The sequence below is a fragment of the Pseudoalteromonas mucoides genome, assembly GCF_049257175.1.
Taxonomy (GTDB): Bacteria; Pseudomonadota; Gammaproteobacteria; order Enterobacterales; family Alteromonadaceae; genus Pseudoalteromonas.
In genome coordinates, this window is record NZ_JBMMUC010000012.1 from 1 (window position 1) to 25,276 (window position 25,276).

General features: G+C 40.0%; 22 protein-coding genes and 1 pseudogene. 12 read left to right on the forward strand and 11 right to left on the reverse strand.

The genetic code is table 11. The features are described from left to right. Window positions 1-515: 515 nt before the first annotated feature. A complete protein-coding gene (gene traF / locus AAEU30_RS13610) occupies window positions 516-1,709 on the reverse strand; it encodes a conjugal transfer protein TraF (RefSeq protein ID WP_421960957.1) in 1,194 nt (397 codons plus the stop codon). Between the two features lie 210 nt (window positions 1,710-1,919). Between traF and AAEU30_RS13615 the strand changes: the two genes are divergently transcribed. Continuing rightward, the gene (locus AAEU30_RS13615) at window positions 1,920-2,393 is read left to right on the forward strand and encodes a peroxiredoxin (RefSeq protein WP_421960958.1); all 474 of its coding nucleotides are present in this window, start codon (window positions 1,920-1,922) and stop codon (window positions 2,391-2,393) included. Window positions 2,394-2,478: 85 nt separating this feature from the next. On the opposite strand, the gene AAEU30_RS13620 is transcribed toward AAEU30_RS13615, so the two are convergent. Beyond that, window positions 2,479-4,605, reverse strand: coding sequence for a S8 family peptidase (locus AAEU30_RS13620; RefSeq protein WP_421960959.1), 2,127 nt, complete (start codon window positions 4,603-4,605; stop codon window positions 2,479-2,481). Between the two features lie 313 nt (window positions 4,606-4,918). On the opposite strand from AAEU30_RS13620, the gene AAEU30_RS13625 reads away from it, so the two are divergent. Next, window positions 4,919-6,103: a BaiN/RdsA family NAD(P)/FAD-dependent oxidoreductase gene (locus AAEU30_RS13625; RefSeq protein ID WP_421960960.1), complete on the forward strand. Its 1,185-nt coding sequence runs from the start codon at window positions 4,919-4,921 to the stop codon at window positions 6,101-6,103. A 72-nt stretch (window positions 6,104-6,175) separates the two neighbouring features. Here AAEU30_RS13625 and AAEU30_RS13630 read toward each other — a convergent pair whose 3' ends face one another. The 4 genes from AAEU30_RS13630 to AAEU30_RS13645 all read right to left on the reverse strand — a co-directional run bounded on the left by AAEU30_RS13630 (window position 6,176) and on the right by AAEU30_RS13645 (window position 8,926). Beyond that, entirely contained in the window at window positions 6,176-7,264 is a 1,089-nt protein-coding gene (locus tag AAEU30_RS13630; protein ID WP_421960961.1) for a GGDEF domain-containing protein, read from the reverse strand. Between the two features lie 253 nt (window positions 7,265-7,517). Further along, window positions 7,518-7,946 (reverse strand): secondary thiamine-phosphate synthase enzyme YjbQ, encoded by a 429-nt coding sequence (locus tag AAEU30_RS13635; protein ID WP_421960962.1) that lies wholly within the window; start codon window positions 7,944-7,946, stop codon window positions 7,518-7,520. Continuing rightward, entirely contained in the window at window positions 7,943-8,410 is a 468-nt protein-coding gene (locus AAEU30_RS13640) for a chemotaxis protein CheX (protein ID WP_087531175.1), read from the reverse strand. Before AAEU30_RS13640 ends, AAEU30_RS13635 begins: the two co-directional genes overlap by 4 nt. Before the next feature lie 81 nt (window positions 8,411-8,491). Next, on the reverse strand, window positions 8,492-8,926 hold the full coding sequence (locus AAEU30_RS13645) for a transcriptional repressor (protein WP_421960963.1): 435 nt from the start codon (window positions 8,924-8,926) through the stop codon (window positions 8,492-8,494). A gap of 154 nt (window positions 8,927-9,080) precedes the next feature. Between AAEU30_RS13645 and AAEU30_RS13650 the strand changes: the two are divergent. The 8 genes and pseudogenes from AAEU30_RS13650 to AAEU30_RS13685 all read left to right on the forward strand — a co-directional run. Continuing rightward, a pseudogene (locus AAEU30_RS13650) lies at window positions 9,081-9,173 on the forward strand (MarC family protein); the annotation flags it as partial. A 231-nt stretch (window positions 9,174-9,404) separates the two neighbouring features. Continuing rightward, entirely contained in the window at window positions 9,405-10,337 is a 933-nt protein-coding gene (dusA, locus tag AAEU30_RS13655; RefSeq protein ID WP_421961088.1) for a tRNA dihydrouridine(20/20a) synthase DusA, read from the forward strand. 259 nt (window positions 10,338-10,596) lie between these two features. Next, the gene (locus tag AAEU30_RS13660) at window positions 10,597-11,265 is read left to right on the forward strand and encodes a PspA/IM30 family protein (RefSeq protein WP_421960964.1); all 669 of its coding nucleotides are present in this window, start codon (window positions 10,597-10,599) and stop codon (window positions 11,263-11,265) included. 11 nt (window positions 11,266-11,276) lie between these two features. Beyond that, complete coding sequence (locus AAEU30_RS13665; protein WP_421961089.1) at window positions 11,277-11,480, forward strand: PspC domain-containing protein; 204 nt, start codon at window positions 11,277-11,279, stop codon at window positions 11,478-11,480. Window positions 11,481-11,491: 11 nt separating this feature from the next. Next, window positions 11,492-11,815, forward strand: a complete 324-nt coding sequence (locus AAEU30_RS13670; RefSeq protein ID WP_421960965.1) for a hypothetical protein — start codon at window positions 11,492-11,494, stop codon at window positions 11,813-11,815. Between the two features lie 99 nt (window positions 11,816-11,914). Beyond that, window positions 11,915-12,433, forward strand: coding sequence for a copper chaperone PCu(A)C (locus AAEU30_RS13675; protein WP_421960966.1), 519 nt, complete (start codon window positions 11,915-11,917; stop codon window positions 12,431-12,433). Window positions 12,434-12,441: 8 nt separating this feature from the next. Then, a complete protein-coding gene (locus AAEU30_RS13680; RefSeq protein ID WP_421960967.1) occupies window positions 12,442-13,428 on the forward strand; it encodes a DUF2333 family protein in 987 nt (328 codons plus the stop codon). Window positions 13,429-13,431: 3 nt separating this feature from the next. After that, window positions 13,432-14,211, forward strand: a complete 780-nt coding sequence (locus tag AAEU30_RS13685) for a TIGR04219 family outer membrane beta-barrel protein (RefSeq protein WP_421960968.1) — start codon at window positions 13,432-13,434, stop codon at window positions 14,209-14,211. Window positions 14,212-14,236: 25 nt separating this feature from the next. On the opposite strand, the gene AAEU30_RS13690 is transcribed toward AAEU30_RS13685, so the two are convergent. Together AAEU30_RS13690 and AAEU30_RS13695 are read right to left on the reverse strand one after the other, a co-directional pair. After that, window positions 14,237-15,124 (reverse strand): TIGR03899 family protein, encoded by an 888-nt coding sequence (locus AAEU30_RS13690; protein ID WP_421960969.1) that lies wholly within the window; start codon window positions 15,122-15,124, stop codon window positions 14,237-14,239. After that, on the reverse strand, window positions 15,093-15,671 hold the full coding sequence (locus AAEU30_RS13695) for an SRPBCC family protein (protein ID WP_421960970.1): 579 nt from the start codon (window positions 15,669-15,671) through the stop codon (window positions 15,093-15,095). The genes AAEU30_RS13690 and AAEU30_RS13695 overlap by 32 nt, the downstream gene beginning before the upstream one ends. 186 nt (window positions 15,672-15,857) lie before the next feature. Here AAEU30_RS13695 and AAEU30_RS13700 point away from each other — a divergent pair, with 186 nt between their 5' ends. Together AAEU30_RS13700 and AAEU30_RS13705 are read left to right on the forward strand one after the other, a co-directional pair. Beyond that, the gene (locus tag AAEU30_RS13700) at window positions 15,858-18,053 is read left to right on the forward strand and encodes a bifunctional diguanylate cyclase/phosphodiesterase (RefSeq protein ID WP_421960971.1); all 2,196 of its coding nucleotides are present in this window, start codon (window positions 15,858-15,860) and stop codon (window positions 18,051-18,053) included. Window positions 18,054-18,156: 103 nt separating this feature from the next. Continuing rightward, window positions 18,157-20,331: a YgiQ family radical SAM protein gene (locus tag AAEU30_RS13705; RefSeq protein WP_421960972.1), complete on the forward strand. Its 2,175-nt coding sequence runs from the start codon at window positions 18,157-18,159 to the stop codon at window positions 20,329-20,331. A gap of 54 nt (window positions 20,332-20,385) precedes the next feature. On the opposite strand, the gene AAEU30_RS13710 is transcribed toward AAEU30_RS13705, so the two are convergent. From AAEU30_RS13710 to coaBC, 3 genes are all read right to left on the reverse strand, one after another. Further along, entirely contained in the window at window positions 20,386-23,145 is a 2,760-nt protein-coding gene (locus AAEU30_RS13710; RefSeq protein WP_421960973.1) for a S9 family peptidase, read from the reverse strand. 206 nt (window positions 23,146-23,351) lie between these two features. Beyond that, entirely contained in the window at window positions 23,352-23,939 is a 588-nt protein-coding gene (slmA, locus tag AAEU30_RS13715; protein WP_087531162.1) for a nucleoid occlusion factor SlmA, read from the reverse strand. A 113-nt stretch (window positions 23,940-24,052) separates the two neighbouring features. Continuing rightward, a complete protein-coding gene (gene coaBC, locus AAEU30_RS13720) occupies window positions 24,053-25,246 on the reverse strand; it encodes a bifunctional phosphopantothenoylcysteine decarboxylase/phosphopantothenate--cysteine ligase CoaBC (protein ID WP_421961090.1) in 1,194 nt (397 codons plus the stop codon). Between the last annotated feature and the right edge of the window lie 30 nt (window positions 25,247-25,276).

Here is a 25,276-nt window from a genome sequence, read left to right on the forward strand (position 1 = left end):
TCATCCTACTGCGTAGCGCACCATGGCTCCAAATACAAGAAAGCCCGACTCATTGAGTTGGGCTTTTTTACGTCTGTGGGAAAGTGAAATAGCAAGCGAGTTAGCGAGAGTAAAGCTAGCGAGAGTAAAGCTAGCGAGTTGCACAGCGTCAACCTATACACCGTAGCGTGGGTTGAGTATTTGATACCCACGGAGAAAAGAACGCCACTCCCTCTCAGGGCCAATATTCACTTTTAAAACAGTTTAATAGCCTGTATTTCAATCTTGAAAACTCGGACTCTTTATAAGTAACCTACAAACTCATAATATCAATCTTAATACTTATGATTACTCGGTGTGCTAAAGCGTTTATACATGCTCGATGTAAAAAGAGTTTTTAATGACTTTTTACATCGAGGGTCGTGTGCGGCAGTGTTTAATAGGTAAAGAACAAGGTTTATGTCTACCGATAAAAACTCATTCTTTTCTATTTGTGTAGCTTTTTACTTCTATGAGCCTATGCAGGCCATCTGTTATTAAATAGTGAATGCTAACTGTATACCAGCGCCAAGTTCATTATCATTGGCTTTTTGTGCTGTTACATCTAAACGAACTGTACCAAATGGTGAGAAGCCAAAGCCGACACTCACAAAGTCATCCTGCTCGCCTTTAAAGTCATGAGAATAACCTGCGCGAAGTTGCACCCAGTCAAAGCCATTTAGTTCTAGACCTACTCGGGCATATTGACTTTTTTCTTCAAGACTCAAACGCTCCGCAGCATTAAGGTCAACGTCTGCTGCAAATGTCACTGTGTCATTTGCGTAAGCAACACCTAATTTAAACTCAGGGCCCACAGTATAAATAGGAGTGAGTCCTCTATGGGTAATTGCTTTAAACTCGTTTTCTATCAAGTTGCTTGCAGTAAAGCCTAGAGTAACGTTTTCCATTAACTCTGTTGCTAAACCAAAGTCGATATTAAACTGGCTATCTGAATTAGTGTAATCGTTTGCATCAAAATCATCTTCATCAAATTCATCAACACTTACAACATAGTTAAACGTATCAACCTGTTGAAACTTAGGTGTAACGCTCCAATATATAATTTGCTCTGAAATACTATATTGATTGCTATAAGAAAAACCAGCATCAGTAATAGAGGCTCCCACAAATTGTGTCTCTGAGTCGATACTTTCAAGCTCATCAGGAGTATCTGCATTGGCGATAACAACTAAATCGTTATCATCAATCATTACGTTAGCAACTAAATCAAAGTCAGCATTTACAAAAAGCGAAAAACCACCGGCCTGCGTAGGAATAGCTGTTGCAGCTGCAATATTGCCTTCGATAAAGGCTTGCCCATTCAAACGAGCTAAATTAGCTGCAACTTCAGCACGTGCCCGCTTTAACTCATCTTCAGAAACTCCACCGTTTTGATAATTATTTTGCTCTAGTAAGTCTGACAAGTTTTCAAAGCTATCTTGGAAGTCGTCTATAGAGTCAAAGAGTTCATCTTGATCTTGGATCTGAAAGTTTACGCTCGGTAGTAAAATACCAAAATCATCGTTTTCTTTTACCGTTTTTTGGAGCAAAGAGGGGTTGGCAATACTTGCTGATAAGTAATTAGATGACGCCACTGATGTACCGCCCATTGCATGAGAGCGAGTATCAGATGCTGCAAACGCGGCTGATGAACTAAGTGCAAGTAGGGTTAGGGGAAAAATTATTTTCACGTTTGGTTCCTTATGTAAACGCTGAAGAACTTTAAACTATTATTTCAGGTTGCAATTTTAGCAGTAATAGGGGGGATCACTAGTTTTTATTGTTAAAAACGAAATTTTTGCTTTAGCTATAAAGCACGTTATTTTAATTTATTGAAATTCATCGCATTGTTATTATTTGCGCTTTACACTGACTACTCACACTAAAGCTAAGGAAATGAAATGATTACTCAAGGCCAAAACTTACCAGCTGTAAGTTTAACTAAATTGACTGATGACGGAATGCAGACACTTACAAACGAAGATCTTTTTGCAGATAAAAAGGTGGTTTTATTTGCAGTACCCGGTGCGTTTACGCCAACTTGTTCAAATGCACACTTGCCTGAATTTGTTACGTTTGCAGATAAAATCAAAGCGAAGGGCATTGATGCTATTTATTGTGTTTCAGTGAACGATGCTTTTGTTATGAAGGCGTGGGGTGAACAACATAACGCACAAGAAATAAATATGCTTGCTGATGGTGATGCTAGTTTTACCAAAGCGCTAGGATTAGATAAAGATAGTGCTGGCTTTGGTGGTGTGCGCTCGATACGTTACGCCATGGTTATTGACGACCAAACGGTGATAGGCTTATATGTTGAGCAGGGTAAAGAATTTATTGTGAGCCGCGCAGAAGCGGTATTAAATACACTTTAATAAAAAAGCCGAGAAAAAACTCGGCTAAAAATCACCAGGGGAAACTGGTTATGTCAGAGCGACTTTAAAGCCGCTCTCGCTTTATTTATGGTTGGTATTGAGCATCAAGGGTAAGGCCAGAGAATGTTCTATAAGCGTTAACGCTCATATGCCATGTTCCGGCCTGTGGATTGCTAAATGTGCAGGTTTCTGCATTGCCATTTTTATAAGGGCGGCAATCGTAACTTGATGCACTCGGTTGGCTACCAAACTTAACAAATAAATCGGCATCGCCTGTACCACCAGAAGTAGTCACAGTAAAGCTTGCCATACCCGCAGGTACATCAAGAGTATAGTGCTTCCACTGCCCTGCATTAGCAGATACGTTTTCAACAGTACCACCGCCTGCTTGTGGGCTGCCTGAACCACCACCGGTAGTTGTTAAATTACCAACTAAGCTAACACCAGAATAAGCAGAATAGCCTCGCAGCATTACATGATAAGTACCAGCTGTTGGACTATCGATAGAGCACTCTTCACTATTACCGCCTTTATAAGGACGGCAATCGTAGGTTGAAGTGGTTGGTGCATTGCCTGCACGCACATATAAATCTGCATCACCCGTGCCACCACTCATTGTGAACGTCACATTGCTTGCACCACTTGGTATGGTCATTGTGTAAAAGACTTCACTGCTTGCTGCACCGCTTAAACCAGTTTGTGCTTGGCCATCAAGAAGCTCATTGTTGCCAACAGGAGGAGTACCACCACTGGCAGCTGCCACCGCTGCTGCGGCATCAACAATACCCGTACCACAGCTCGTACATGTTGCTGCAAATGAGCGTGTAGTTGATTTCAAAATACTTTCGACTTCATCAGGTGTAGCAGATGGTTTAGCTTGCTTAATTAGCGCTGCAACACCAGCAACATGTGGCGCGGCCATCGATGTACCTTGTGAATAGTGATAGCTATCACTTGAAGGACTTGATGAACCAGAGTTATGTGTTGAAAGTACGCCTTCAGAATCATTTGCAAAGCTTTGTGCGCCTCCAGGAGCTGCAACATCAATATTACTACCGTAGTTGGAGTAGTACGCACGGCCACCATTACGGCCAACAGATGCAACGTTTACTACGCCGCTACAGTTACCGGGGTTGTAGTTAGCTGAGTTATCGTTATCGTTACCTGCAGCAATGACTATGACAGTGCCATTTCCACGAGCTTGGTTAATTGCAGATTGTGTTGTTGAGCTACACGAACCACTGCCGCCTAAACTCATATTAATGACATCAGCAGGGTTTGCATTGCTTGGGATGCCAGAAACTGAGCCACCGGATGCCCAAATAATCCCGTCAGCGATATCTGATGTTAAGCCGCCGCATTTACCCAGTACACGTACAGGTACTACTTTGGCGTCATAAGCGACACCAGCAACACCTTCGCCATTATTAGAAACAGCTGCAACAGTACCTGCCACATGCGTACCATGCCAACTAGAGCTTTGTGCACCATGAGTGTAGCCACATTCATTTGCGCTAATCGCATCACCTGGGTCGCGAGCATCGTTATCACGTGCCCCACCATCATTGGCAACAAAGGTATCTGAAATCATATCGTAACCCGGTAGAATATTACCGTTTAAATCAATATGTGGACGATAACCAGTATCAAGTACAGCAACAGTGACGCCTGCACCTGTTGCGGTATCCCAGGCTGTTGGTAGGTTTAAGCCGCCAGCTTGCTCATAGTAATGCCATTGATCGGCATACATTGGATCATTAGGCGTGGCGAATGGTTTTAGCATTTGGTCAATTTCAATATATTCAACATTGCCTGAAGCAATAACTTCTTGCATATATTCTTGTGCTTCATCAGGACTTAGCTTTTTCTCGGCACGCATAACATGGTGATTACTCAAGGCCATTGCACGTATATACTGCGCCTTAACTTTGCCTTTTTTACTGGTAAAGTTTTTAACAAAGCCCTGTGCTTTCTTATTCATTATTTGTGGGCTGGTATCTGCGGTAGAAAGTGTTGCCATTTCGCTACTATTGTTTTTATATTTAATAATAAAGCGAGTACCTAAAGGGTCTTGGCCTTGAAGTTTTGCCGCTGTTTCAGCCATTGATGGCATAATTGCTTGACTTGGATTTGCCATACTGGTGGTTGCGCTAAAGAGTGTGCCTAATGTAAGTGCTATCGCACATTTTTTGAAACCTGTTGTAGTTGTCATAATTATCCCTAGATTGTTATGGTTTTTCTTCGCAATGAATTATCGTGAAGGGGAACAAAAGTAAATGATCTGTTAAAATAGTTAAAATAACGTTTTATTATGATTATCTCGAATTTGGTTATATAGAGATGCTTATATGGCTAAATGAGCATTTAGTTGTTGTTTTTTATTGGGTGTTAGTTACAAAGTGCTGGCTTTTGGTGTGTTGATAGTTATTTGTTTATTTTATTGCGAATAACACAGTAATTAAATTCAACTCATGGTATTGCTCTAAATTTGTTATAATCTAGAAAATTTTGCTCGAGATAATTAAATGACCCAAGTTGATGTAATAGTGATTGGCGCCGGAGCCGCTGGATTAATGTGTGCAGCGCAAGCTGGCTACCGTGGCCGAAGCGTTACAGTACTTGATATGGGCAAAAAGCCGGGTCGTAAAATTCTCATTAGCGGTGGTGGACGCTGCAATTTTACTAACGAAAATGCGAGTCCTGAGAACTATTTATGTGGTAACCCTCATTTTGTAAAATCGTGTCTAAGTCGTTATACCCAGCATGATTTTATTGAGTTGGTTGACCGTCATGGTTTGGCTTATCATCATAAAACGCTAGGTCAGTTATTTTGTGATAACAGCGCTCAAGATATTGTTGATATTTTGCTTACTGAATGCGAGTGGGCGGGTGTTAATATAGCGCTTCGTAATGAAGTATTAAATGTTGAAAGAACAGATAGTGGCTACCGAGTAACCACTGAGCAAAACGCTTACGATTGTGAATCTCTAGTGGTTGCTGCTGGCGGCTTAACCATGCCAAAACTGGGCGCTAGTCCCATAGGCTATAAAATTGCTGAGCAGTTTGGTTTGAACGTTTTACCTACAATGGCCGCACTTGTGCCATTTACATTGCACCAACACGATAAAGAGCGCTTTGATGGCTTGTCTGGTATTAGTATTCCCTGTGTGGTGAGTAGTGAAGATGGCACGAGTTTCAAAGAGAACATACTCTTTACTCATCGAGGTTTATCGGGCCCAGCCATTTTACAAATAAGTTCATTTTGGCGAGCGGGACAGGCGGTAACAATTAACTTATTGCCTGACGTTGATTTAAAAGAGCTGCTAGCACAATGGCGAGAAACTCAAGCGCAAAAGTCATTGAAAAATAGTTTGTCGGCTATTTTACCAAAACGGTTTATTGAAATTTTACATGACAGTAAAGCAATCCCTGATTGTAATGTTAATCAGCTCACTCATAGCCAAATAGATGAACTAGCTCAGTATATTCATAATTGGCAAATCAAACCAAATGGCACTGAGGGATATCGGACCGCAGAAGTTACTTTGGGCGGAGTAGATACTGATGAACTTAGTTCAAAAACCTTTGAGGCTAAAAAAGCTGAAAGTTTGTATTTTATTGGCGAAGTAACAGACGTAACGGGTTGGCTAGGCGGGTATAATTTCCAGTATGCTTGGAGCTGCGGCTTTGCAGCAGGGCAGTATTGTTAGGAAATTGGGGAATGGCTTCAGCCGTGATGATTTTGGGTGTGCGTTAAAGCCAATCGGCGCTAAAGCGCTCTCCTACGAGGCGCTAGGGTAGGCCACAATTTTAAAATTGTTATCACTATAATAAACGGTGTTACGGCCATTGCTTTTAGCTGTAAAGAGTGCGCTGTCAGCTCTTTCTAGAGAACTTTTTACAGTATCATCGCAGTGTAGCTCTGTTAAACCTATACTTATAGTGAAAAATGAATCTTCAAATTTTTGCTCACTAATATATTTTTTCAGTTCATGAGCTAGTGCTGCAGCATCAGTTAGAGTTGTGTTGGATAAAATAACTGTGAACTCTTCTCCTCCCCAACGTGCAATTAACGAATTGGTTGGCATTTTGTGTTTGAGCACAGTGGCAAACGTACTCAAAATATTATCTCCGGCTAGATGGCCATATGTATCATTTATATTTTTAAAGTGATCGATATCACAAATTAGCAAGCTATTAGATGTTGTAGCGTCTTTATTATCAGCTAATAACAGCGATAAAGTTTGATCAAACTTTTGTCGATTATACAGCCCTGTTAACTTATCGGTTTCGGCTAAATGTTGAATTTCAATATTACGAGCTTGTAGATGTTGGTAAGCTGAAAAGCGAGTTTTTTCGTAAAATCTAAAAATTATAATATGTGCAACACTCACTTCAATCACATTAAATAAAGAGCCGAGCCCTATAGTAATGACTTGCTGTTGTTGTTTGTAGGTAAGATAAGCACAAATACAAAAAGCAATGCCACTGAGAACACTGCCCCAAGTTCTTCCTACTAAAAAAAATGTTAAAGGAGGGATTAAAGTAGCCCAAAATAAAGTGTGGGCCCGACCGCTGGTTGAAATCACAAACAGCATAATTAAGCTAACGATGATTATAGCCACGGCCCAAGCAGCCATATCTACATCAGCAGTTTTAGTAAACCATGAATAAACAGCTAATGTAATACAAAGGCCAACAGTATCAAATAAAGCAATATCGTAACTTGCAAAGTAGAAGATATTCAGCAAAGTTAAAATTACAAAGTAGCAGCTTGCCAATAACAAAGTGTGAGCTATTAACTTTGTACGCCAAAAGTCTTTATGATCTTTTGGGTGTTTTGGTAGTTTTTTGTACCAAAAATCGAGCATGCCACTGTTCCTTCAATTTGAGAAGCGTCTATAACTGATTATTACTTATATTAGGCTTTTATTATAGTTTTTGGACGCTTCAATTATTATCGGCCAATAATAATACGCTGGTCTGGAACTTGCTTGCATAATAAAAGCAAAAACTTTTACCTGATTGTATATGCAAAGTAAGGGGAAAATGTGAAGGTTTAAATTTTAATCTATATTACTCAACTTTATTGCTTTTTACTCTAGTGATCGCATGTTTTAAATACTATCGCTGTTGCCCTTGCAAAGTAGCAATGATGCGTCTGCTTCCGCCGTGATCTCTATGTTCACCTAGGTAAACACCTTGCCATGTACCGAGCTGTAGGCGACCATTGTTAATAGGGAGCGATAATTCACAGCCTAAGGTGCTTGCCTTAATATGGGCTGGCATATCGTCATCACCTTCATAATCATGGCGATAGTAAGATTGACATTCAGGTACAAATTTATTGAAGTGGCTTTCCATATCCATACGTACGGTGGGATCTGCATTTTCGTTGATTGTTAAACTTGCAGAGGTGTGTTGTATAAATAGGTGGAGTAAACCTATTTTATAATTGGTTAATTCGGGAAGTTTTGAAGTGATTTCGTCGTCAATAAGATGAAAACCTCGCGAGCGAGGTTTCAAATTAATGCTTTTTTGTAGCCAGCTCATAGTTTATCAAAGCTAACTTCGATATTTGCATTACCTGAGTCTGAAGTGAAAGGGATTAATATTTTGGCACCTTCACTTTTGTGGGTAATAGTATGCTCAGAACCTGAGACTACAATAGGTGTTGCCATATCAAAGTCATAGCCTTTTTCACCAAGTAGGTTTTTTGCACCACCTGTTACCATATTGGTAATTTCACCAACCATGTCAGTTACTTCTTCATTGACAGAGTCAGGACGTTCACCCAGCATTCGTTCCATAATGGTAAGCGCTAAACTTTCGTCAAAAGTAATCGAGAATGAGCCTCTGGTTTGCGGACCAACCATACCGATTAGCCCTGAAACATCACCACAGGCAATTTCATCTTTTTTAATTCTAGGCTTGCCTGGCTTTAACTCTGTTTGCGCCATGGTGCTCAATACATTTAATAATGATGCTAGAAAAGGATTGATGAACTCTACATTCATATTTAAATTATCCCTTAAGGTTTACAGTTACACTGTTATTATACATTTAAGTGTAGCGGCTATTTTTACCGCTGCACAAAACTATTCAATACAAGATGCACATCTACCATGTGCTTCAATAGTTTGCCCTGAAACAACAAAGCCACTTTCACCGGCTAAGCTATTTAGCTCATGTGATATAACAGTGGAATGAAGCTCTTTAACAAAGCCACAACTATCACAGATTAAAAGTTGCACCGGATGAATATGATCAAAATGATGGCACAACATAAATGCATTTGTACTTTCTATTTTGTGAATAAAACCCAGCTCGGCTAAAAAATCAAGAGCTCGGTAAATAGTCGCTGGTTTTGCCCCAGATTCAGTGAGTTTTAATTTCTCTAATAAATCATAGGCACCAACACCACCTTGCGCACTTGCTAGAAGGCGAAATACTTTTTCACGGATTGGTGTGAATCGTGCACCACGATTGTCACACACTTGTTTTGCTTTACTAACGAGTGATTCTATATTCATCTGCTCTTATCCTTACGCTACCACGATATACTAACATATTGTGTTGTAGTTGCAGCGTTTTTATTAGACAGTTTTATTTTAGGAAGTCTAGCTCTGAATTAATTTTTAGCGATATTTATCTTTTTTTCAGTTATTGGTCCAATAGGTACGGTCCCTGTTTTTATTGCGGTTAGCGACTCATGTTCATAAATTAATAAGAGATAGTGGAACAAGTATAATTAGTCGGAGTATGGGGTTAATTTTATCTAGATTGTAGTTTGATAATTTTAATGAACTTGATTTCATGGACGTTGAACTTGCTGGTATTAACTACGAAAACCTAGTAAAAGAAAACAGATAAACAGTTATTTTAGCTTCCCCTTATTTACGAAGAGCTTATCATTGAAGCGCTAGCGCTATTTGTGTAAAATGCAGCGCTTTTAATGTTGTTTTGCTGCCTAAGGATTTTACTTTGAATAGACGCTTTTCTGTTGCCCCCATGCTTGATTGGACAGATCGCCACTGCCGTACTTTTCATCGTAAAATGACAAAGCACACAGTGCTTTATACAGAAATGGTTACTACGGGCGCAATTTTGTTTGGTCGTGGTGATTATCTTCATTTTAATCAGCATGAAAATCCGGTTGCTTTGCAATTGGGAGGCTCTGATCCCCAAGCGCTGGCTAAATGCGCTAAGTTGGCAGCAGAACGTGGTTATGATGAAGTCAATCTGAATGTTGGCTGTCCGTCTGACCGTGTTCAAAACGGACGGTTTGGTGCGTGTTTAATGGGTGAGCCGCAACTTGTAGCTGAGTGCGTTGCAGCAATGAAGGCCGAAGTGAATATACCAGTAACGGTTAAAACCCGCATAGGTATAGATGAGCAAGATTCATATGAGTTTTTATGTCAGTTGATTGAAGCTAGCCACAAGGTTGGCTGTGATGACTTTATCATTCATGCTCGTAAAGCGTGGCTAAATGGCCTAAGCCCTAAAGAAAATCGTGAAGTTCCTCCTCTTGATTACCCACGTGTTTACCAACTTAAAAAAGATTATCCTCAGTTACATTTAAGCTTAAATGGTGGCGTAAAAACAATTGCTGATAGCCAAACACATCTTGAACACGTTGATGGAATTATGATTGGTCGTGAGGCATATAGTAACCCGTTTATTCTTAGCGAAGTTGATGAAGCCATTTATAATGAGCAACCTTTCACTTTATCTCGCCATGATGTAGTACGTTCAATGTATGACTATATTGAGTTAGAGATGCAACAAGGTGCAAACTTTTGGCATATCGCACGCCACATGCTAGGTATTTTTCAAGGTCAACCAGGCGCTCGAGGCTTTCGCCGTCACTTGTCTGAAAATGGCCATGGTAAACAAGCGGACTTGTCAGTAATGGATAAAGCATTAAGTTTCGTTCCTGAATAATTAATTTATATTCAAATTAATTAGCGTCATCATCCGAGTCAAAAAGCTGCTTAATGCGGCTTTTTTGATCTCAAATTTTAGTCAAAATATTAATTTTTTCGTCAATTTGACACTTTTATGTTCAGCTAAAAGTCATCTGAATTTATCTGTATTATATTTTAACTTGTTGATTTTTAATTTTATTATGGGTTTTTGATTAACTTGGCATAAGTCTTGGAATCTACTTATTGTAATCACCCATCATCAACAGGAGATAATCATGGGCATAATGAACCGCGTTACAGATCTTATTCAAGCAAACTTAGTTTCGGCGTTAGATAAAGCTGAAGATCCAGAAAAATTATTAAACTTACTTATTCAACAAATGCAACAAACACTTGATGAATGTCGCTCAACAGCAGCCGTAATTTTATGTGAAGAAAAGGCATTAAAGCGTGAACAAGCACAAAAGCAAGTTAGCATTGATAGCTGGCAAACTAAAGCAGAGCTAGCTGTGGCAAAAGGAAGGGATGACCTTGCAACTGCGGCATTAAAAGAAAAACAACATGTAAGCGATGAGCTTGCAGCTATTGAGCTAGAGCTTGTTAAATTAGCCGATTCACTGAAGAAACTTCAAGACGATGCCCAGCGTTTACAAAGTAAATTGACTGAGGCAAAAGCAAAGCAGGCAAGCTTGCAAAAAGTTCATAACCTACTTGATGCCAGAATGCGTGTTAATCATCAATTAAATAGTGAAAAAATAGCAGATGCGCTATCCCGCTTTGATGTTATTGAGCGCCGTGTTGAGTCAATAGAGTCACAAGTTGATGCTTATGATATGACTAAAACGCAAAGTAGCACAGCAGTGCAAATCGATGCGCTCGTTAAAGATGAAGCATTAGAGCAAGAATTTGCAGCATTAAAAGCAAAAATGAAGCAAACAGCTTAGGAGATAATATGATGAATACTTATAACAATGAAAAGAATTGGTACAAAGACGCGTTGAATAAAAAAATTTCGGGTGTGTGTAGTGGTTTTGCACGTCGGTTTGACTTTCCTATCTGGGCGACGCGGTTAGTGACTATTCTGCTCTTTATTCAATTTCCATTATTTATTGGTGGCGGTTATTTGGCTGCACATTTTTGCTTAGATACTAAGGCGTAGTGGGGGGAGTCATGAAAATAATTGCAATTTGCTTATTAATAATCGTATTTATAATATATAGCCCATTTCAGGTGGTGCAGTTTGATTCATGGCAACTACCGCTTATTATTGCTGATTTAAGCTGGGTAGGTATTGAATTATTTGGTGCGTTGCTGTCTGTTGTAGCTGTAATTGCTGTGATAGCTCTGGTAAGTGCTGGGTTATTAGGTGCAGGTATTATTGTTGGGGTGGGCGTGGTCTTAGCATTATTGTTTGGCTCTGTAATGATAGCTTGGCCTTTATTGCTTATAGTCTGCTTGTGTTGGCTTATTGCAGATAATAAAAAAGCGGCTTAATTTTTACGAACTGTGCTGGTGTTGCTAATTTTACTGACTATTTTTTCACAATTATGCTAAATTTAGCCAATAAAATGATTTTTTATAACAAGGATAGAGATGACATTTAAGCCACTAATCACATTGCTTTCATCGGCTCTTTTAGTAATGAGCCTATTTCCGTCAATGGTAAAAGCACACGCAGATCATCACCATGATGAGGATAGTGAGATCATTGTAAATAATGCGCAGGTAAGAGTCTTCTTGCCAGCCAGCAAATCGACGGTAGGTTACCTAAGTATTGTTAATCATGGTAATGCAGATGTAACGCTAACAAAAGCCGCTATTGATGGTTTAGGGCGTGTAGAAATTCATGAGCATGCTCATGTTAATGGCATGATGAAAATGCAGAAAGTCGACACATTATTAATCAAAGCACATCAACAACTCGATTTTAAACCTGGCGGATATCATTTGATGGCGTTTGAGCCAAGCGAAGCAATAAAAGCCGGGCAAGAATTAAAACTCACGCTATATTTTAGTGATGGAAACCGAGTTTTTACTCAAGCTCAGGTTGTTTCTTTAGAAAGTCAGGTAGAGCAAGCTTCACAATCTAAGCAGCATCACACGCATCATTAGGAGGTTAAATGTCACAACATAAAGGGAAAATTATTGGGGCAATTGTACTTATATTTATTTTGTTTTACGCATTAGCTGTTTATTGGAGCGCAGAGCCTAGCCGAGTAAATGTGTTAACTCAAGCTAAGCAAGATGCCCAGCAACGCGGTGAAAAACTTGTTACAGGTTATACCACTACATCGGCGTTAATAAACGTAACCAGTACATTGTTAAATAAGCCTGGAGGTTATTTATCTAATGATATGATGCCGCCGAGTATACTTATGGATAATATGCCAGCTTGGGAGTATGGGGCGTTAGAGATGTCTCGTGATCTTGCTTTATCTATGCGCAAAGATTTTAGCCGCTCTCAATCTCAGTCAACTGAACATGTAGCACTGAAAAAAGCACAGCCACAATTTAATATTAGCTCAGAGGCATGGGCATGGCCGAGTGCTGAGAGCGAATACCAAAAAGGTATTGATTTTTTAATTGCTTATCGCACGCAAATTGCAGATCAAAATGATCGTGAAAGCCAATTTTACGCACGTGCAGACAACCTACGCAGCTGGCTAAAAGAAGCTGAAAAACGCTTGGGTAGTTTAAGTCAACGTTTAAGCGCAAGTGTAGGCCAAGATAGATTAAATACCGATTTAGCCGGTGATAAAGAAGCTCATCAAGCAACTTATAGCCCACTACAGAATCAAGTTAAAACCTCATGGTGGGAAATTGATGACGTTTTTTATGAGTCTCGAGGAGCAACTTGGGCTTTATTACATTTTTTGCAAGCTGTAGAATACGATTTTGCTGATGTATTAGAAAAGAAAAATGCCCGTGTTAGCTTACAACAGATTATTCGTGAGCTAGAGGCAACCCAAGAAACTGTTTGGAGTCCGATGATTTTAAATGGTAGTGGTTTTGGACTTGTGGCAAATCACTCATTAGTAATGGCAAATTATATTTCACGAGCCAATGCGGCTCTTATTGAACTTAGCGAACTTTTAGCGCAAGGATAAAACATGAAAAAGTACTGTCTAGCTGCTGCCCTTTCAATGGCATGTTTGGCACCAGCAGCTCACGCTGACACTTTATTAGGCTTATACGTAGGGGTTGATGCTTGGCAAGCGGACAATTCGGGTAGCTTTGCAGATCGAGGGAATATGCAGAGCTTTAATTTCGATGATGAAACCTTCACAAGTTACTACGCTGCTTTAGAACACCCAATTCCACTGGTGCCAAATATAAAGCTAAAATATACCGAGCTTGAGTTAAATGGTAACACCACTATTAGTGGTGATGGCTTTACGTTTGATGGTTCTACTTTTAAACCTGGAACAGATGCAACAGCAATGACTGACTTCTCTCATGTTGATTATATTCTTTATTATGAGATTTTTGACAATGATTTAGTATCAATTGACTTAGGTGTGAATGCTAAGCAGTTTGATGGGGAAGTTGTTGTTACTGGTGATATTAATACTTCTGATGGGCAAGGAGATACGGTCACAGAAACCGTCGATTTCTCTGGTTTTATACCATTAGTATATGGTCGTGCAGAAGTGGGCTTACCTTTAACTGGTTTGAGTGTTTTCTTCGAAGGCAGCTTATTAGCAATTGATGATAGTAAAGTGCAAGATTATCAAGCTGGTATTGCTTGGGAATTAATTGATAACTTAGCTGTAGATGTAGCGATTAAAGCTGGTTACCGCCAAATGACTTTAGAGCTTGATGATATTGATGATATTTATACTGATTTAGATGCATCAGGCCCATTCGCGGGTATCCAAGTTCACTTCTAAATCACTTTAGATGTTCATCGTGGCATTACTTATTAGTGTGCCACGTAACTTCAAACTCTTCCTCTAGCGCCGTGCTTAACAGTTGTTTATATCCCTTGTTAATTGGGATGTTGATAAGTTTTCGTAGCTCATCACCAGTTTGTGTGAATTTATAGTAACTTAATACCAAATCATTGTTTTTAGATTTCAGTGTAACGCGCTGGTTTAAAAATATTAGATTAAGTTCCTGCTCGCTTTTAAGTGCCGCAGATTCTATTTCTTTACGATAAATTAAACCTATGTCCATTAAGGTGAGTACATCAGGAAAACTAAGCCCGGCTTTACCCAAATTAAGCGAGACCTTATTCCCTTTACGTAGTAAGTCAAAAATCGAGGGCTTTTTGTAAAATCCAAGTAAAATTAGGTGGCTGTCATCTTTTTCATTAAAACCGCATATTGCAGCGCACTTTTGTAATGCATCGGCTTCGCGTTGGGTCATTTGTTTGAGTGTTTGTAGGCTCTTAATTGAAAAAGTACCAGGAGAGACTGTTTCACCTGCTAAAATTTTAGCCCAGAGCCTTTGCATCGATTCGTTCGCAGTGTCTTCACACAGTGCTATAAAGCGTTCCACCCAGTCACTGTCAGGCTGCCCGTTACTGGTTACATCAGGACAAAAGCTCATTGCCATTGCCATTATAGCTTCGATATTTTTTTGTTGGTTTACTAAAAGCAATTGTTGTCGGTTTTGTGCGCGAGTCAGTACTGTATTGTCGCTGCTTATTTTATACGGCAATTGACTTTGCCCTTGTGCACTATAACTGACATCACTATCAGGGCTTATACGAGAGGAGCTGTTCTTTACCATCGCATAGCCAAGCTTTGATTCAATAATATGCGCTAGGTTAATTTTTGCCTGAGCTGCTTTGACTGTCATCGTGACTCTCGCTATTTATGATGTGTAACTGCATAGTGGTTTTTAAGTTATTAAGACCAAGCTCTACCGTATTTGTTAAAAAATATTGATTTAATACAGCAAGATAACCACCAACAAGCGGAGTTGTTACTTCTGCGGTGATCTCGCAAGTTACCTGTGTGTATGCTTTTTTTTCTAAAAAGCGTATTGCTCCGCTCGCAATATGTTCTTCATTAAATAAAATATTAAACTTTATGGCGGATTCACTAATACTTGTGATGGTCATTTCTCCAGCGCCCCATTGGCTTTGCCAAAATTGATGGGCACCTACTCCAGAGCTCGGTTTTGCGATGTGAAATTCAATACTAGGGTCGAGTTTTTCCCATGGGGACCAAACCTGCCATTTGGCAAAATCACTCACATAGGGTGCTATTTCGGTTGCTTTAGCATTTATTTTGACGCTTTTATTTACTTGGTATTGTTGCGGTAATAATAAGCCAACAACAACAATTACAATGCTAATAAAGAAAGTAAACCGTATAAATTTTTGTAAAATCTTAATATTCATTCCTTAAAATATAATTGATTTCGAGTGTAACAAGGTGTTAATCATTGACTATAATAGCTAATGTGTCATTCACCTATATTAAACATTATTACTGTACCATATGCCAAATAATGATAAGTTAAAATCTTATAGGACATGGTTTTAGTTTAGGTGCCGTGCGCAGTATTTATAATTGAAGGATTTATAATGTCGTCAGAGCACAATGATTTTTTATTTACTGATCATGAAGAAGAGCCGCTTACTGAAACTATACCTACAGGGTATTGGGATATCTTAATTGTTGATGATGACCCTGAAATTCATTCTGTTACTAAACTTGCACTATCAGGTGTAGAGCTCTGGGGAAAGGCGTTACGTTTTCATCATGCTTACTCCGGCAGTGAAGCCGTTGAATTACTTTGTGGTATTAGTGATGTGTCTGTTTTATTGCTTGATGTTGTTATGGAATCTGATGATGCAGGTTTAAAAGTAGTAAAAGAAGTGAGAGAGACATTACAAAATCATAATGTGAGAATAATCTTACGTACTGGTCAGCCGGGTTATGCGCCGGAAGAACAGGTAATACGTAATTATGATATTAATGATTATAAAACTAAAACTGAGTTGACCCGCAGTAAGTTAGTAACCTCCTTAGTGACAGCGATTCGTTCGTATGAGCAAGTTTGCAAATTAGAATATCAAAGCAAAGCACTGAATAATATTCTATGCGCTTCAAAAGCTATTTTAGGTTTTACGGATATTAAAGCCTTTACCATGGCTGTGATAAAACAGTTATCGGTGATACTCGATTGCAAACCAAGAGGCATTGTGTGCGGCACATTAGATGACAATAATCGGGTATTTGTATTAGGTGGTTGCAGCGAGTTTAGTGAATTTTTTGGTCAAGGAATTGAGCAGCTTGATGATGGCCGAATAATTCTACAAGTGCAAAAATGCTTAGAGCTGGGTGAACATCAATACACCGAACACGACACAACATTTTTATTAAAAAGTAAAAACCGTCAAGCAGCATTATTTTTAGACTATGCAAAACAGCCAAGTTTAGATCAATTACAATTTGCAGAAATATTTTTAACTAACGTTAGTGTGGGGTTAGATAACGTTAGGTTATTTAACCGGCTCAGGGACGCTGCGTTTAAAGATGCACTGACAGGTCTGGCTAATCGTACTGATTTTATTGAGCAAGTAGAAAAGTATCATAGAGTCAATAATAACGAACATGTCTTTGTAATAATAGATGTAGCTCATTTTTCAGATATAAATAATGGTCTTGGTCAAGAGGCTGGCAATCACTTATTGGTTGCCATCGTTGAGCGGCTAAAACAGGAATACCCAACAGCCAAGTTGTTATCACGTATTGGCGCTGATGTGTTTGGTTTTTTAATAGAACGCGAACGCTTTGATACAGAAGAATTGTTTGAACACCTAAATTTGCCTTTTCTTGCTGCTGAGCATGTGCTGCCAATTAAATTTAGAGTGGGAGTATGCGAGCAAAAGGATTTTCAAGCCGCTGGAATGCAAACATTAAAATTTGCTTATATCGCACTGAATCAAGCTAAGAAACAAAAAAGTAATTTGGCAGTTTACTATACTCCTGATATGGAAGAGCAGATGACGTGGCGATTAGGCATTATTCGTCAACTGCGCCAAGATTTTGAAAGTAATAAATTAGAAGTCTGGTATCAACCGCAATTTGCTCTTGATGATTTATCATTAATTGGTTGTGAAGCTCTGTTACGTTGGCCATCTGGGCGAGGTAATTATATATCTCCAGCTATTTTTGTACCGCTTGCAGAAGATGCAGGGTTGATTGTTGATATTGGTCAATGGGTTTTAGAGCAAGCATGCCAGCAACAAAAGCGTCTTGAGTCGATAGGGGTTTTTGCACGAATTGCAGTGAATGTATCAGTGCCGCAATTTAAAGTTAATGGTTATGCACAGCAAGTAATAAATACCTTATTAAAATATCAGGTATCACCAAAGTATATTGAGCTTGAAGTGACCGAAAGCGTGGTGATGGACGAGCTTTGTATGGTAATAGATACTCTGCAAGAATTAAAAAGCTTTGGTATTGAAGTAGCTATTGACGACTTTGGAACAGGTTTTTCGTCATTGAGTTACCTACAAAAACTACCCGTTAACCGCTTGAAAATTGATCGGGATTTCATAAAAGATATTCCTGAAAACGACTCGGGGGCTATTGCTGCGCTGGTTATTGCACTAGGTGCTCAGTTAGGTCTGAAAACAATTGCGGAAGGTGTTGAAACTCAAGCACAAGCAGATTTACTCAAGCAATTAGGTTGTAATGAAGTGCAAGGTTTTATGTACGCAAAACCAATGCCGGAAGCCGAGCTAATTCAATTTATTGAACAGCAAAAGTAGCCACAAAGGCTGCTATTAAAGTATTTAGGATAATCGTTAATATCGCTTAGTGATTTATTCGGGTATACTTTGCGACCTTTTTTAAAGCAATTGGTCATTAATTATGAGCGCACTAAAAGCCGAACGAGCCTTATTCTCATACCCGAAGTATTGGGCTGAGTGTTATGGCACTGCACCATTTTTACCAACAACTCGTCAAGAGATGGATGCACTTGGCTGGGATAGCTGCGATATCATTATAATTAGTGGCGATGCTTATGTTGATCACCCTAGTTTTGGCATGGCTGTGATTGGCCGAGTACTCGAAGCGCAAGGCTTTAGAGTCGGCATTATTGCCCAGCCAGATTGGCAATCAAAAGATGCCTTCATGGAGCTTGGCCGACCAAATCTGTTTTTTGGTGTAACAGCCGGTAACATGGATTCGATGATAAACCGTTATACGGCTGAAAAGCGTATGCGCCATGATGATGCTTATACACCGGGTAATGTGGGCGGTAAGCGTCCAGATCGTGCCGTTATGATTTACTCGCAAAAATGCCGCGAAGCCTATAAAGGTATCCCTATTGTTATTGGTGGTATAGAAGCGAGCCTTCGCCGTATAGCACACTATGATTATTGGCAAGAAAAAGTACGCCGCAGTATTTTATTTGATGCCAAAGCTGACATCCTTATTTATGGTAATGCTGAGCGCCCGCTGGTGGAAGTTGCCCATCGAATTGCGGCTGGCGAAACCATGGACACCATTCAAGACATTCGTGGTACTGCGGTTATTCGTAAAGAGCCAATCCCAGGCTGGCGTGGCAGTGACTCCACAGCCATCGATAAAATAGGTAAAATCGACCCGATCCCAAATCCATATGGTGCGGATGATGTGGGTTGTAGTAAAAGTGAATTTAAAAAAGCCGGCATTGATTTAAAAGCCGAAGCCGCTAAGCCTATAACCATACAGCCGGCACGCCCTAAACCTTGGGAAAAAACCTACGTAAAGTTACCTGCGTTTGAACAAGTAAGCGTTAACAAGCCGTTGTATGCACATGCTTCACGTATTTTGCACCAAGAAACTAACCCTGGCTGTGCCCGTGCGTTATTTCAACGCCATGGCGATCGCTCTATTTGGGTAAATCCACCGGCATACCCGTTAGAAACACATGAAATGGATGCTGTATTTGGTTTGCCTTATCAACGTATTCCGCACCCAAGTTATGGTGATGCCAAGATCCCTGCGTACGATATGATCAAAACCTCGGTGAATATCATGCGAGGGTGCTTTGGTGGTTGCTCTTTCTGTTCAATCACAGAGCATGAAGGGCGAATTATTCAAAGTCGCTCACAAGAGTCGATCATTGATGAAATTGAACAAATTCGCGATAAAGTACCGGGTTTTACTGGGGTGATCTCAGATTTAGGCGGCCCTACAGCGAATATGTATAAGCTGCGTTGTAAGAGCAAAAAAGCAGAGAGTACCTGTCGCCGTTTATCATGTGTTTACCCTGATATTTGTAAACATATGGACACCGACCATACTCCAACCATCGATTTATATAAAAAAGCCCGTGAAGTAAAAGGAGTGAAAAAAATCCTTATTGCTTCAGGTGTGCGATATGACTTGGCTGTTCAAGATCCTCGTTATGTAAAAGAGCTAGTAACTCACCATGTCGGCGGGTACTTAAAAATAGCACCGGAGCATACCGAAGATGGGCCATTATCTAAGATGATGAAGCCGGGCATGGGGGCGTATGACCAGTTTAAAGAGCTATTTGATAAGTATTCTAAAGAAGCGGGTAAAAAGCAGTATTTGATCCCGTATTTTATCTCAGCTCATCCAGGCACTAAAGATGAAGATATGGTCAATATGGCACTTTGGCTTAAATCAAATGACTTTAAGCTTGATCAAGTGCAAAACTTTTACCCGTCACCGATGGCCAATGCGACCACGATTTATCACACTGAGATGAATTCGTTACGTAATATTAAAAATAACACTGAGCAAGTAGCGGTGCCAAAAGGGGCGCGTCAACGTCGCTTACATAAAGCCATTTTACGCTATCACGACCCTGCTGGTTGGCCAATGATCCGTGAAGCATTACGCAAAATGGGTAAAGCAAAACTCATTGGTAAAGGCCCTAACTGTTTAGTGCCAGAAGAAAGCCGCGATGAAAAATCAGCTAAAGCAAGTAAGGGTGGCCGTCCTGCTTTAAGTCGTCACACTGGTTTTAGTCAGTTTAAAAAGGCGAATACTAAACCAAGGGTTGGCGGTAACCGTCAACGCGCAAGGTAGTTTAAGGACAAATAAAAACGCCCAGTAATTGCTGGGCGTTTTTGTTTATGATTTTTACTCTTCAATAAATGCTTCGCCTTCAGTCATCCACTTTGCGGCAGGTTTGCCTTTTAAGTAATGATCAAAGTATTGCATCATACGAATCGAGAAATCCAGTTGGTTCGGGAATTTCTTTAAGTGATGTGGCTCGCCTTCGTATTGTAAGAAGGTGGCATCTTTACCAGCACGGCGCAGTGCTAAGTAATATTGCACACCTTCATGCCATGGCACAGCGTCGTCTTTATCACCAAACATGATTAAGATCGGGGTATTGACTTTGTCAGCAAAAAACACCGGTGAGTTTTCAATATAAAGCTCAGGCGCTTCAAACAAGTTTTTACCGATACGGCTTTGCCCAGTTTCATATTGGAACTGGCGCGCAAGCCCTGACTTTAAGCGAATACCACTGTAGGCACTGGTCATGTTAGACACTGGTGCACCCGATACCACCGCTTTGAACATGTCGGTTTCGGTGATCATAAAGGCACTTTGATAACCCGCCCATGAATGGCCTTGTAAGCCAATTTTATCTGGATCGGCAATTCCTAAATCAATTAGCTTTTGCGTTGCGTTGATCATAGTTTGCGTTGATGATTTACCAGGGTGGCCTATTTCAAAACGAATATCAGGCAAAAAGATAGCGTAGCCGTTTGATGTGAACATCGGGAAGTTAGGGCGATGATTGAGTTCCATTTTAGGAAAGTCATACATGCGCTGACTCATATAGCGGTAAAAATATACCACAACTGGCACTTTATCGCCTTTTTTGTAGCCTGCAGGTTTAATAAGTACGCCCTGTAGGTCTTCTCCATCAAACCCTTTATAGCTAATCAGTTCAGGCTCTTGGCCCCACGCAAAGTTATCAATTTGTGGATTTAAGTTAGTGACCTTTTGCGGTTTATTAAAGCTAAAGTCGGTTTGGTAGATATCAGGAAACTGCTGATACGTTTGCTCAGTAAACAAGTACTTATTGGCGTGTTTAGCTTTTTTAATAACATCAAAGCGCTTGTTACCGGTTAAAACCTTAGCAATTGTGTTATCTGCTAAGTTTAATTTGGCAATTTCAGTTTGTTTATCTTTTAAATTGGTTGCACTGACGAGTAGTATTTGGCCTTTATTAAAACCAACTTGTTCTTTATCAAGCTTGATAACGCGATATTGGGTGTTGCTTGGTTTACCATTTGTTAAGCGTGTGGCTTGTTGCGTATTTACGTCAAACGCCCAAATATCGTACTTACTGTAAACAAGTACTTGGCTGCTATCGTTTAGCCAGCCGGCAAAACCATAACCTGGTTGTGCTGACGGGTAGTCGTGCTTGTCATCAGCAAACGTTGCTTTAATCGCTTTAGTTAAGTTACTAACCTTATTGCTACCTAGGTCTTTAAGCTGAACTTGGTTGTCATTAAAGTAAGCTGCAAACTCACCATTTGGCGAAAGGCTTGGTCTAAAAGGGTAATCTTGAATAATTGATTTTTGTGCGCCCGTTTTTACATCAACCGCATAGTAATCAGCAAAAAAGCCACCATACATAATACGCTCTAAATACGGTTGGTTAGAGTAGCCAAGTAGCGCATCGCGTTTTGTATTGAGTGCGACCTCAGGCATCTCAGGTGTACTTAGTTGTACTGATTTGTCACTAGCTAAAAAGTAAACACCTTGATAGTGGCGGTTTTTATTGGCTTTATTCCATTGCTGTTCTTCACGAGGTTTAATTTCAGCATCGTTATTGTGCCAAACATTTAAGCCTTTTTGGTCGCGAATAGTATCGTAATCATACAATGATGCTTCATCGGTATAGTCTTTTGCTTTTATCTTAGCTGCAAGCTTTGGTCTGTTTTCAAAATATAGGCGTTCACCGTCTTCTGACCATTCTAGCTTGGCCGTTTTACCTATTTGCCATGCTGTATCGGCCGATTTTATATCAGTCAGTTGCTCGTTTTTATAAAGCTTTAATTGGTAGTCACGGCGGCGCATATCATCATTAACATAATTGCCTAGAGTAAAGGCGACAATATTTTGTGTTGGGTGCCACGCTATTCTATTAACCACAACACCTGGCTCATCAATCAGTACACTGCTGGTAAAATCATTATTAAGCGTGAGCAAGGTAACTTGGTTATCAGTCCCGTCGTTGTCTATTTGGCTGGCGAGTAACTGGTTTGCATCACTGCTTATTGCGTAGCTGAATACTTGTGAAATAGTGTGGCTGGCTTTATTGTTTAAGTTAACAACGACTAAGTCATAAGCGGTGTCTTTTTTATCGGGTTTGATCTCGCTTGTTTTGTCGCTATCAGCACTAGTAGAACTGTCTTTTTTATCGGCTTTTTTGTGTAAGCGATAAGAGAGCCAATTACCATCATCTGAAAGTTTATAGTCTTTTACATCATCAAACTGTTGCTGTTCACCACTGAGGGTATTAACTAACACTAGGTTATTTTTCAGTGTATCTTTCTTTTTAGTGGTTTCTTTTTCGAGCAGGGTAGGAACTTGGGTAAACACAACCCAATTTGCCGCTTTATTAATGGTGGGCTTTGTACCGCGAGGTACTTGTGCAATCAATTTGTTATTAGTTAGGTTATAAACTTGGCCAGTCGCATCACCACGGTAAGGTGCCGCACTAAAAGTAAGAATATTACCATCTTCAGACAGCTGAGTCCCTTTGGCTGCTTTAAAATCGAATACATCTTTAAACTGCAGTGCATCTTTGGCTGTAGCCGTTGCACTACCTAAGCTTGCTACAAGGGCAATGCTGAGTAGAGAGAGTTGCGCTTTCATTATTAATTCTCGTTTTGTTTCATTACCCTTATCATAACGAGTTTGTTAAACAATTCGAGTAGAAGCGATAGGCGGACGAAAAACGAGGTTAAATGTAAACTTAAACCTTGTGAGAAAACCCACAAGGTTAATACTCTTACGAGCTACGAGCTACGAGCTACGAGCTACGAGCTACGAGCTACGAGCTACGAGCTACGAGCTACGAGCTATAGCCAAATCTTTTGCAGTTCTAGCCACTGCTTTTCAAATTGAGCGCTTGGTTTAACCTTAAAGTCACTACGAACAAATTGATTCATTTTACCTTCTATATAGGCTAGTAAAAAGTTTGCTATTGTAAGTTCATCACTTTGGAAGGTTTTGCCTTCGCGTAATTTTCGTTCACGTAGTACTTGTTTTATTTGAGTTTCTAGTTTTTCAAATAGACTTTGTACACGTTCTCTTAATCGCTCTTGCTCACCTTGTAGTGCATCGCCGGTTAGAATTCGGGTGATACCCGGGTTTTTTTCAGCAAACGCCAACAGCAGTAATAAAATATTGTAGATGCGGCTTTGGGTTTCTTTTTCATTTTCAAGTATGAGGTTTATACGTGAAAGTAATGTATCTTCAATAAATTCAATTAAGCCTTCAAACATCCGTGCTTTACTCGGGAAATGACGATAAAGCGCAGCTTCAGACACGCCTACTTCAGCAGCGAGTTTTGCCGTAGTTATACGTTGGCCTAGGCTGGTTTCTAGCATCTGTGCGAGTGCTTGCAGTATTTGCTCTTTGCGATTACTTCTTTTTGTCGCAGGCATGAACATTCCTTTCTTTTTAATTATTTATTGAGCTTTGCCAGTGTTGGCCACTCATTTTTTGAGCTAATGAGTGGGGGTATGTTAATGTTTTATTCAGTTTCTTTCCAGCCTTTTTACAAACGTTTAGCCAGCTCAGTCATAACATTTAATGCGAGCGCACTTTTTGTATCTATTGCTAATTCTTTTTGCTCAGTATGCCAATAAAGTGTTAAAGCATTATGATCTGAATTAAAACCAAGGCCTGATTGTGAAACATCATTTGCACAAATCATATCGAGGTTTTTATTGCTCAGTTTGCCTTTGGCGTAGCTAGCAACATCTTGTGTTTCAGCGGCAAAGCCTACTGTATATGGTCGCCCTTGAGTTAGGTTTGCTACCGCAGCAATTACATCTGGATTTTTTACTAATGTAAGAGTGAGCTCATCACCTTGTTTTTTCATTTTTTGTTCAGCAATATTTGCAGCACGATAATCGGCCACTGCGGCGCAGCCAATAAATACATCAGATTGTCTTGCCAGAGAAAGAGACTCTTGGAGTAATTGTTCTGCGCTTTCGATATTTATAAGCTTTGCTGTACTTGGCGGGGTGATAGTAACTGGGCCTGATATAAGGTTTACAGCTGCGCCTAAATCAAGTGCTGCTTGGGCAAGTGCGTAGCCCATTTTTCCTGAGCTATGATTAGATATAAAACGAACTGGATCAAGTGGCTCACGAGTAGGGCCGGCGGTAATTGTAATTGTTTTACCTGCGAGTAATTGCGGTTGAGCTGGCTTAGTACAAAGAGCCACTAACTCGTTTGGTTCGAGCATTCTTCCAGCGCCAACATCACCACATGCTTGCTCACCTTTACCTGGACCCCAAACCTCTACGCCGCGCTGAGCAAGCGTGGATAAGTTAGCTTGAGTGGCTGGGTGAGCATACATTTGTTGGTTCATGGCAGGCGCGATGGCTACTTTTGCTGATGTTGCTAATAATAAGGTTGTTAGTAGATCATCAGCGATACCAGCGGCCATTTTGGCAATGATATTGCTGGTGGCGGGGGCGACTAAAATTAAATCGGCCCATTTGGCAAACTCAATATGACCCATTGCAGCTTCTGCTGAGGGGTCTAATAATGAGTCTGAGACGATTTCACCGCTGACGGCTTGCATAGTTAAAGGTGTTATAAAATGTTTTGCTGACTCGGTCATAACCACTTTTATTTCGCAGCCTTGCTCTTTTAAGCGCCTTACTAACTCAGCACACTTATAAGCTGCAATACCTCCAGTGATCCCAAGTACAATTTTTTTATTTTCTAACTTTGTCATTAACTCTGTCATGTGCTGATAAAACCCTTT

Bases quoted from the DNA above. Each gene is read 5' to 3' on its own strand.
- AAEU30_RS13615 (WP_421960958.1), top strand. From the start codon at position 1,920: ATGATTACTCAAGGCCAAAACTTACCAGCTGTAAGTTTAACTAAATTG.
- AAEU30_RS13620 (WP_421960959.1), bottom strand. From the start codon at position 4,605: ATGACAACTACAACAGGTTTCAAAAAATGTGCGATAGCACTTACATTA.
- AAEU30_RS13625 (WP_421960960.1), top strand. From the start codon at position 4,919: ATGACCCAAGTTGATGTAATAGTGATTGGCGCCGGAGCCGCTGGATTA.
- AAEU30_RS13630 (WP_421960961.1), bottom strand. From the start codon at position 7,264: ATGCTCGATTTTTGGTACAAAAAACTACCAAAACACCCAAAAGATCAT.
- AAEU30_RS13635 (WP_421960962.1), bottom strand. From the start codon at position 7,946: ATGAGCTGGCTACAAAAAAGCATTAATTTGAAACCTCGCTCGCGAGGT.
- AAEU30_RS13640 (WP_087531175.1), bottom strand. From the start codon at position 8,410: ATGAATGTAGAGTTCATCAATCCTTTTCTAGCATCATTATTAAATGTA.
- AAEU30_RS13645 (WP_421960963.1), bottom strand. From the start codon at position 8,926: ATGAATATAGAATCACTCGTTAGTAAAGCAAAACAAGTGTGTGACAAT.
- dusA (WP_421961088.1), top strand. From the start codon at position 9,405: ATGCTTGATTGGACAGATCGCCACTGCCGTACTTTTCATCGTAAAATG.
- AAEU30_RS13660 (WP_421960964.1), top strand. From the start codon at position 10,597: ATGGGCATAATGAACCGCGTTACAGATCTTATTCAAGCAAACTTAGTT.
- AAEU30_RS13665 (WP_421961089.1), top strand. From the start codon at position 11,277: ATGAATACTTATAACAATGAAAAGAATTGGTACAAAGACGCGTTGAAT.
- AAEU30_RS13670 (WP_421960965.1), top strand. From the start codon at position 11,492: ATGAAAATAATTGCAATTTGCTTATTAATAATCGTATTTATAATATAT.
- AAEU30_RS13675 (WP_421960966.1), top strand. From the start codon at position 11,915: ATGACATTTAAGCCACTAATCACATTGCTTTCATCGGCTCTTTTAGTA.
- AAEU30_RS13680 (WP_421960967.1), top strand. From the start codon at position 12,442: ATGTCACAACATAAAGGGAAAATTATTGGGGCAATTGTACTTATATTT.
- AAEU30_RS13685 (WP_421960968.1), top strand. From the start codon at position 13,432: ATGAAAAAGTACTGTCTAGCTGCTGCCCTTTCAATGGCATGTTTGGCA.
- AAEU30_RS13690 (WP_421960969.1), bottom strand. From the start codon at position 15,124: ATGACAGTCAAAGCAGCTCAGGCAAAAATTAACCTAGCGCATATTATT.
- AAEU30_RS13695 (WP_421960970.1), bottom strand. From the start codon at position 15,671: ATGAATATTAAGATTTTACAAAAATTTATACGGTTTACTTTCTTTATT.
- AAEU30_RS13700 (WP_421960971.1), top strand. From the start codon at position 15,858: ATGTCGTCAGAGCACAATGATTTTTTATTTACTGATCATGAAGAAGAG.
- AAEU30_RS13705 (WP_421960972.1), top strand. From the start codon at position 18,157: ATGAGCGCACTAAAAGCCGAACGAGCCTTATTCTCATACCCGAAGTAT.
- AAEU30_RS13710 (WP_421960973.1), bottom strand. From the start codon at position 23,145: ATGAAAGCGCAACTCTCTCTACTCAGCATTGCCCTTGTAGCAAGCTTA.
- slmA (WP_087531162.1), bottom strand. From the start codon at position 23,939: ATGCCTGCGACAAAAAGAAGTAATCGCAAAGAGCAAATACTGCAAGCA.
- coaBC (WP_421961090.1), bottom strand. From the start codon at position 25,246: ATGACAAAGTTAGAAAATAAAAAAATTGTACTTGGGATCACTGGAGGT.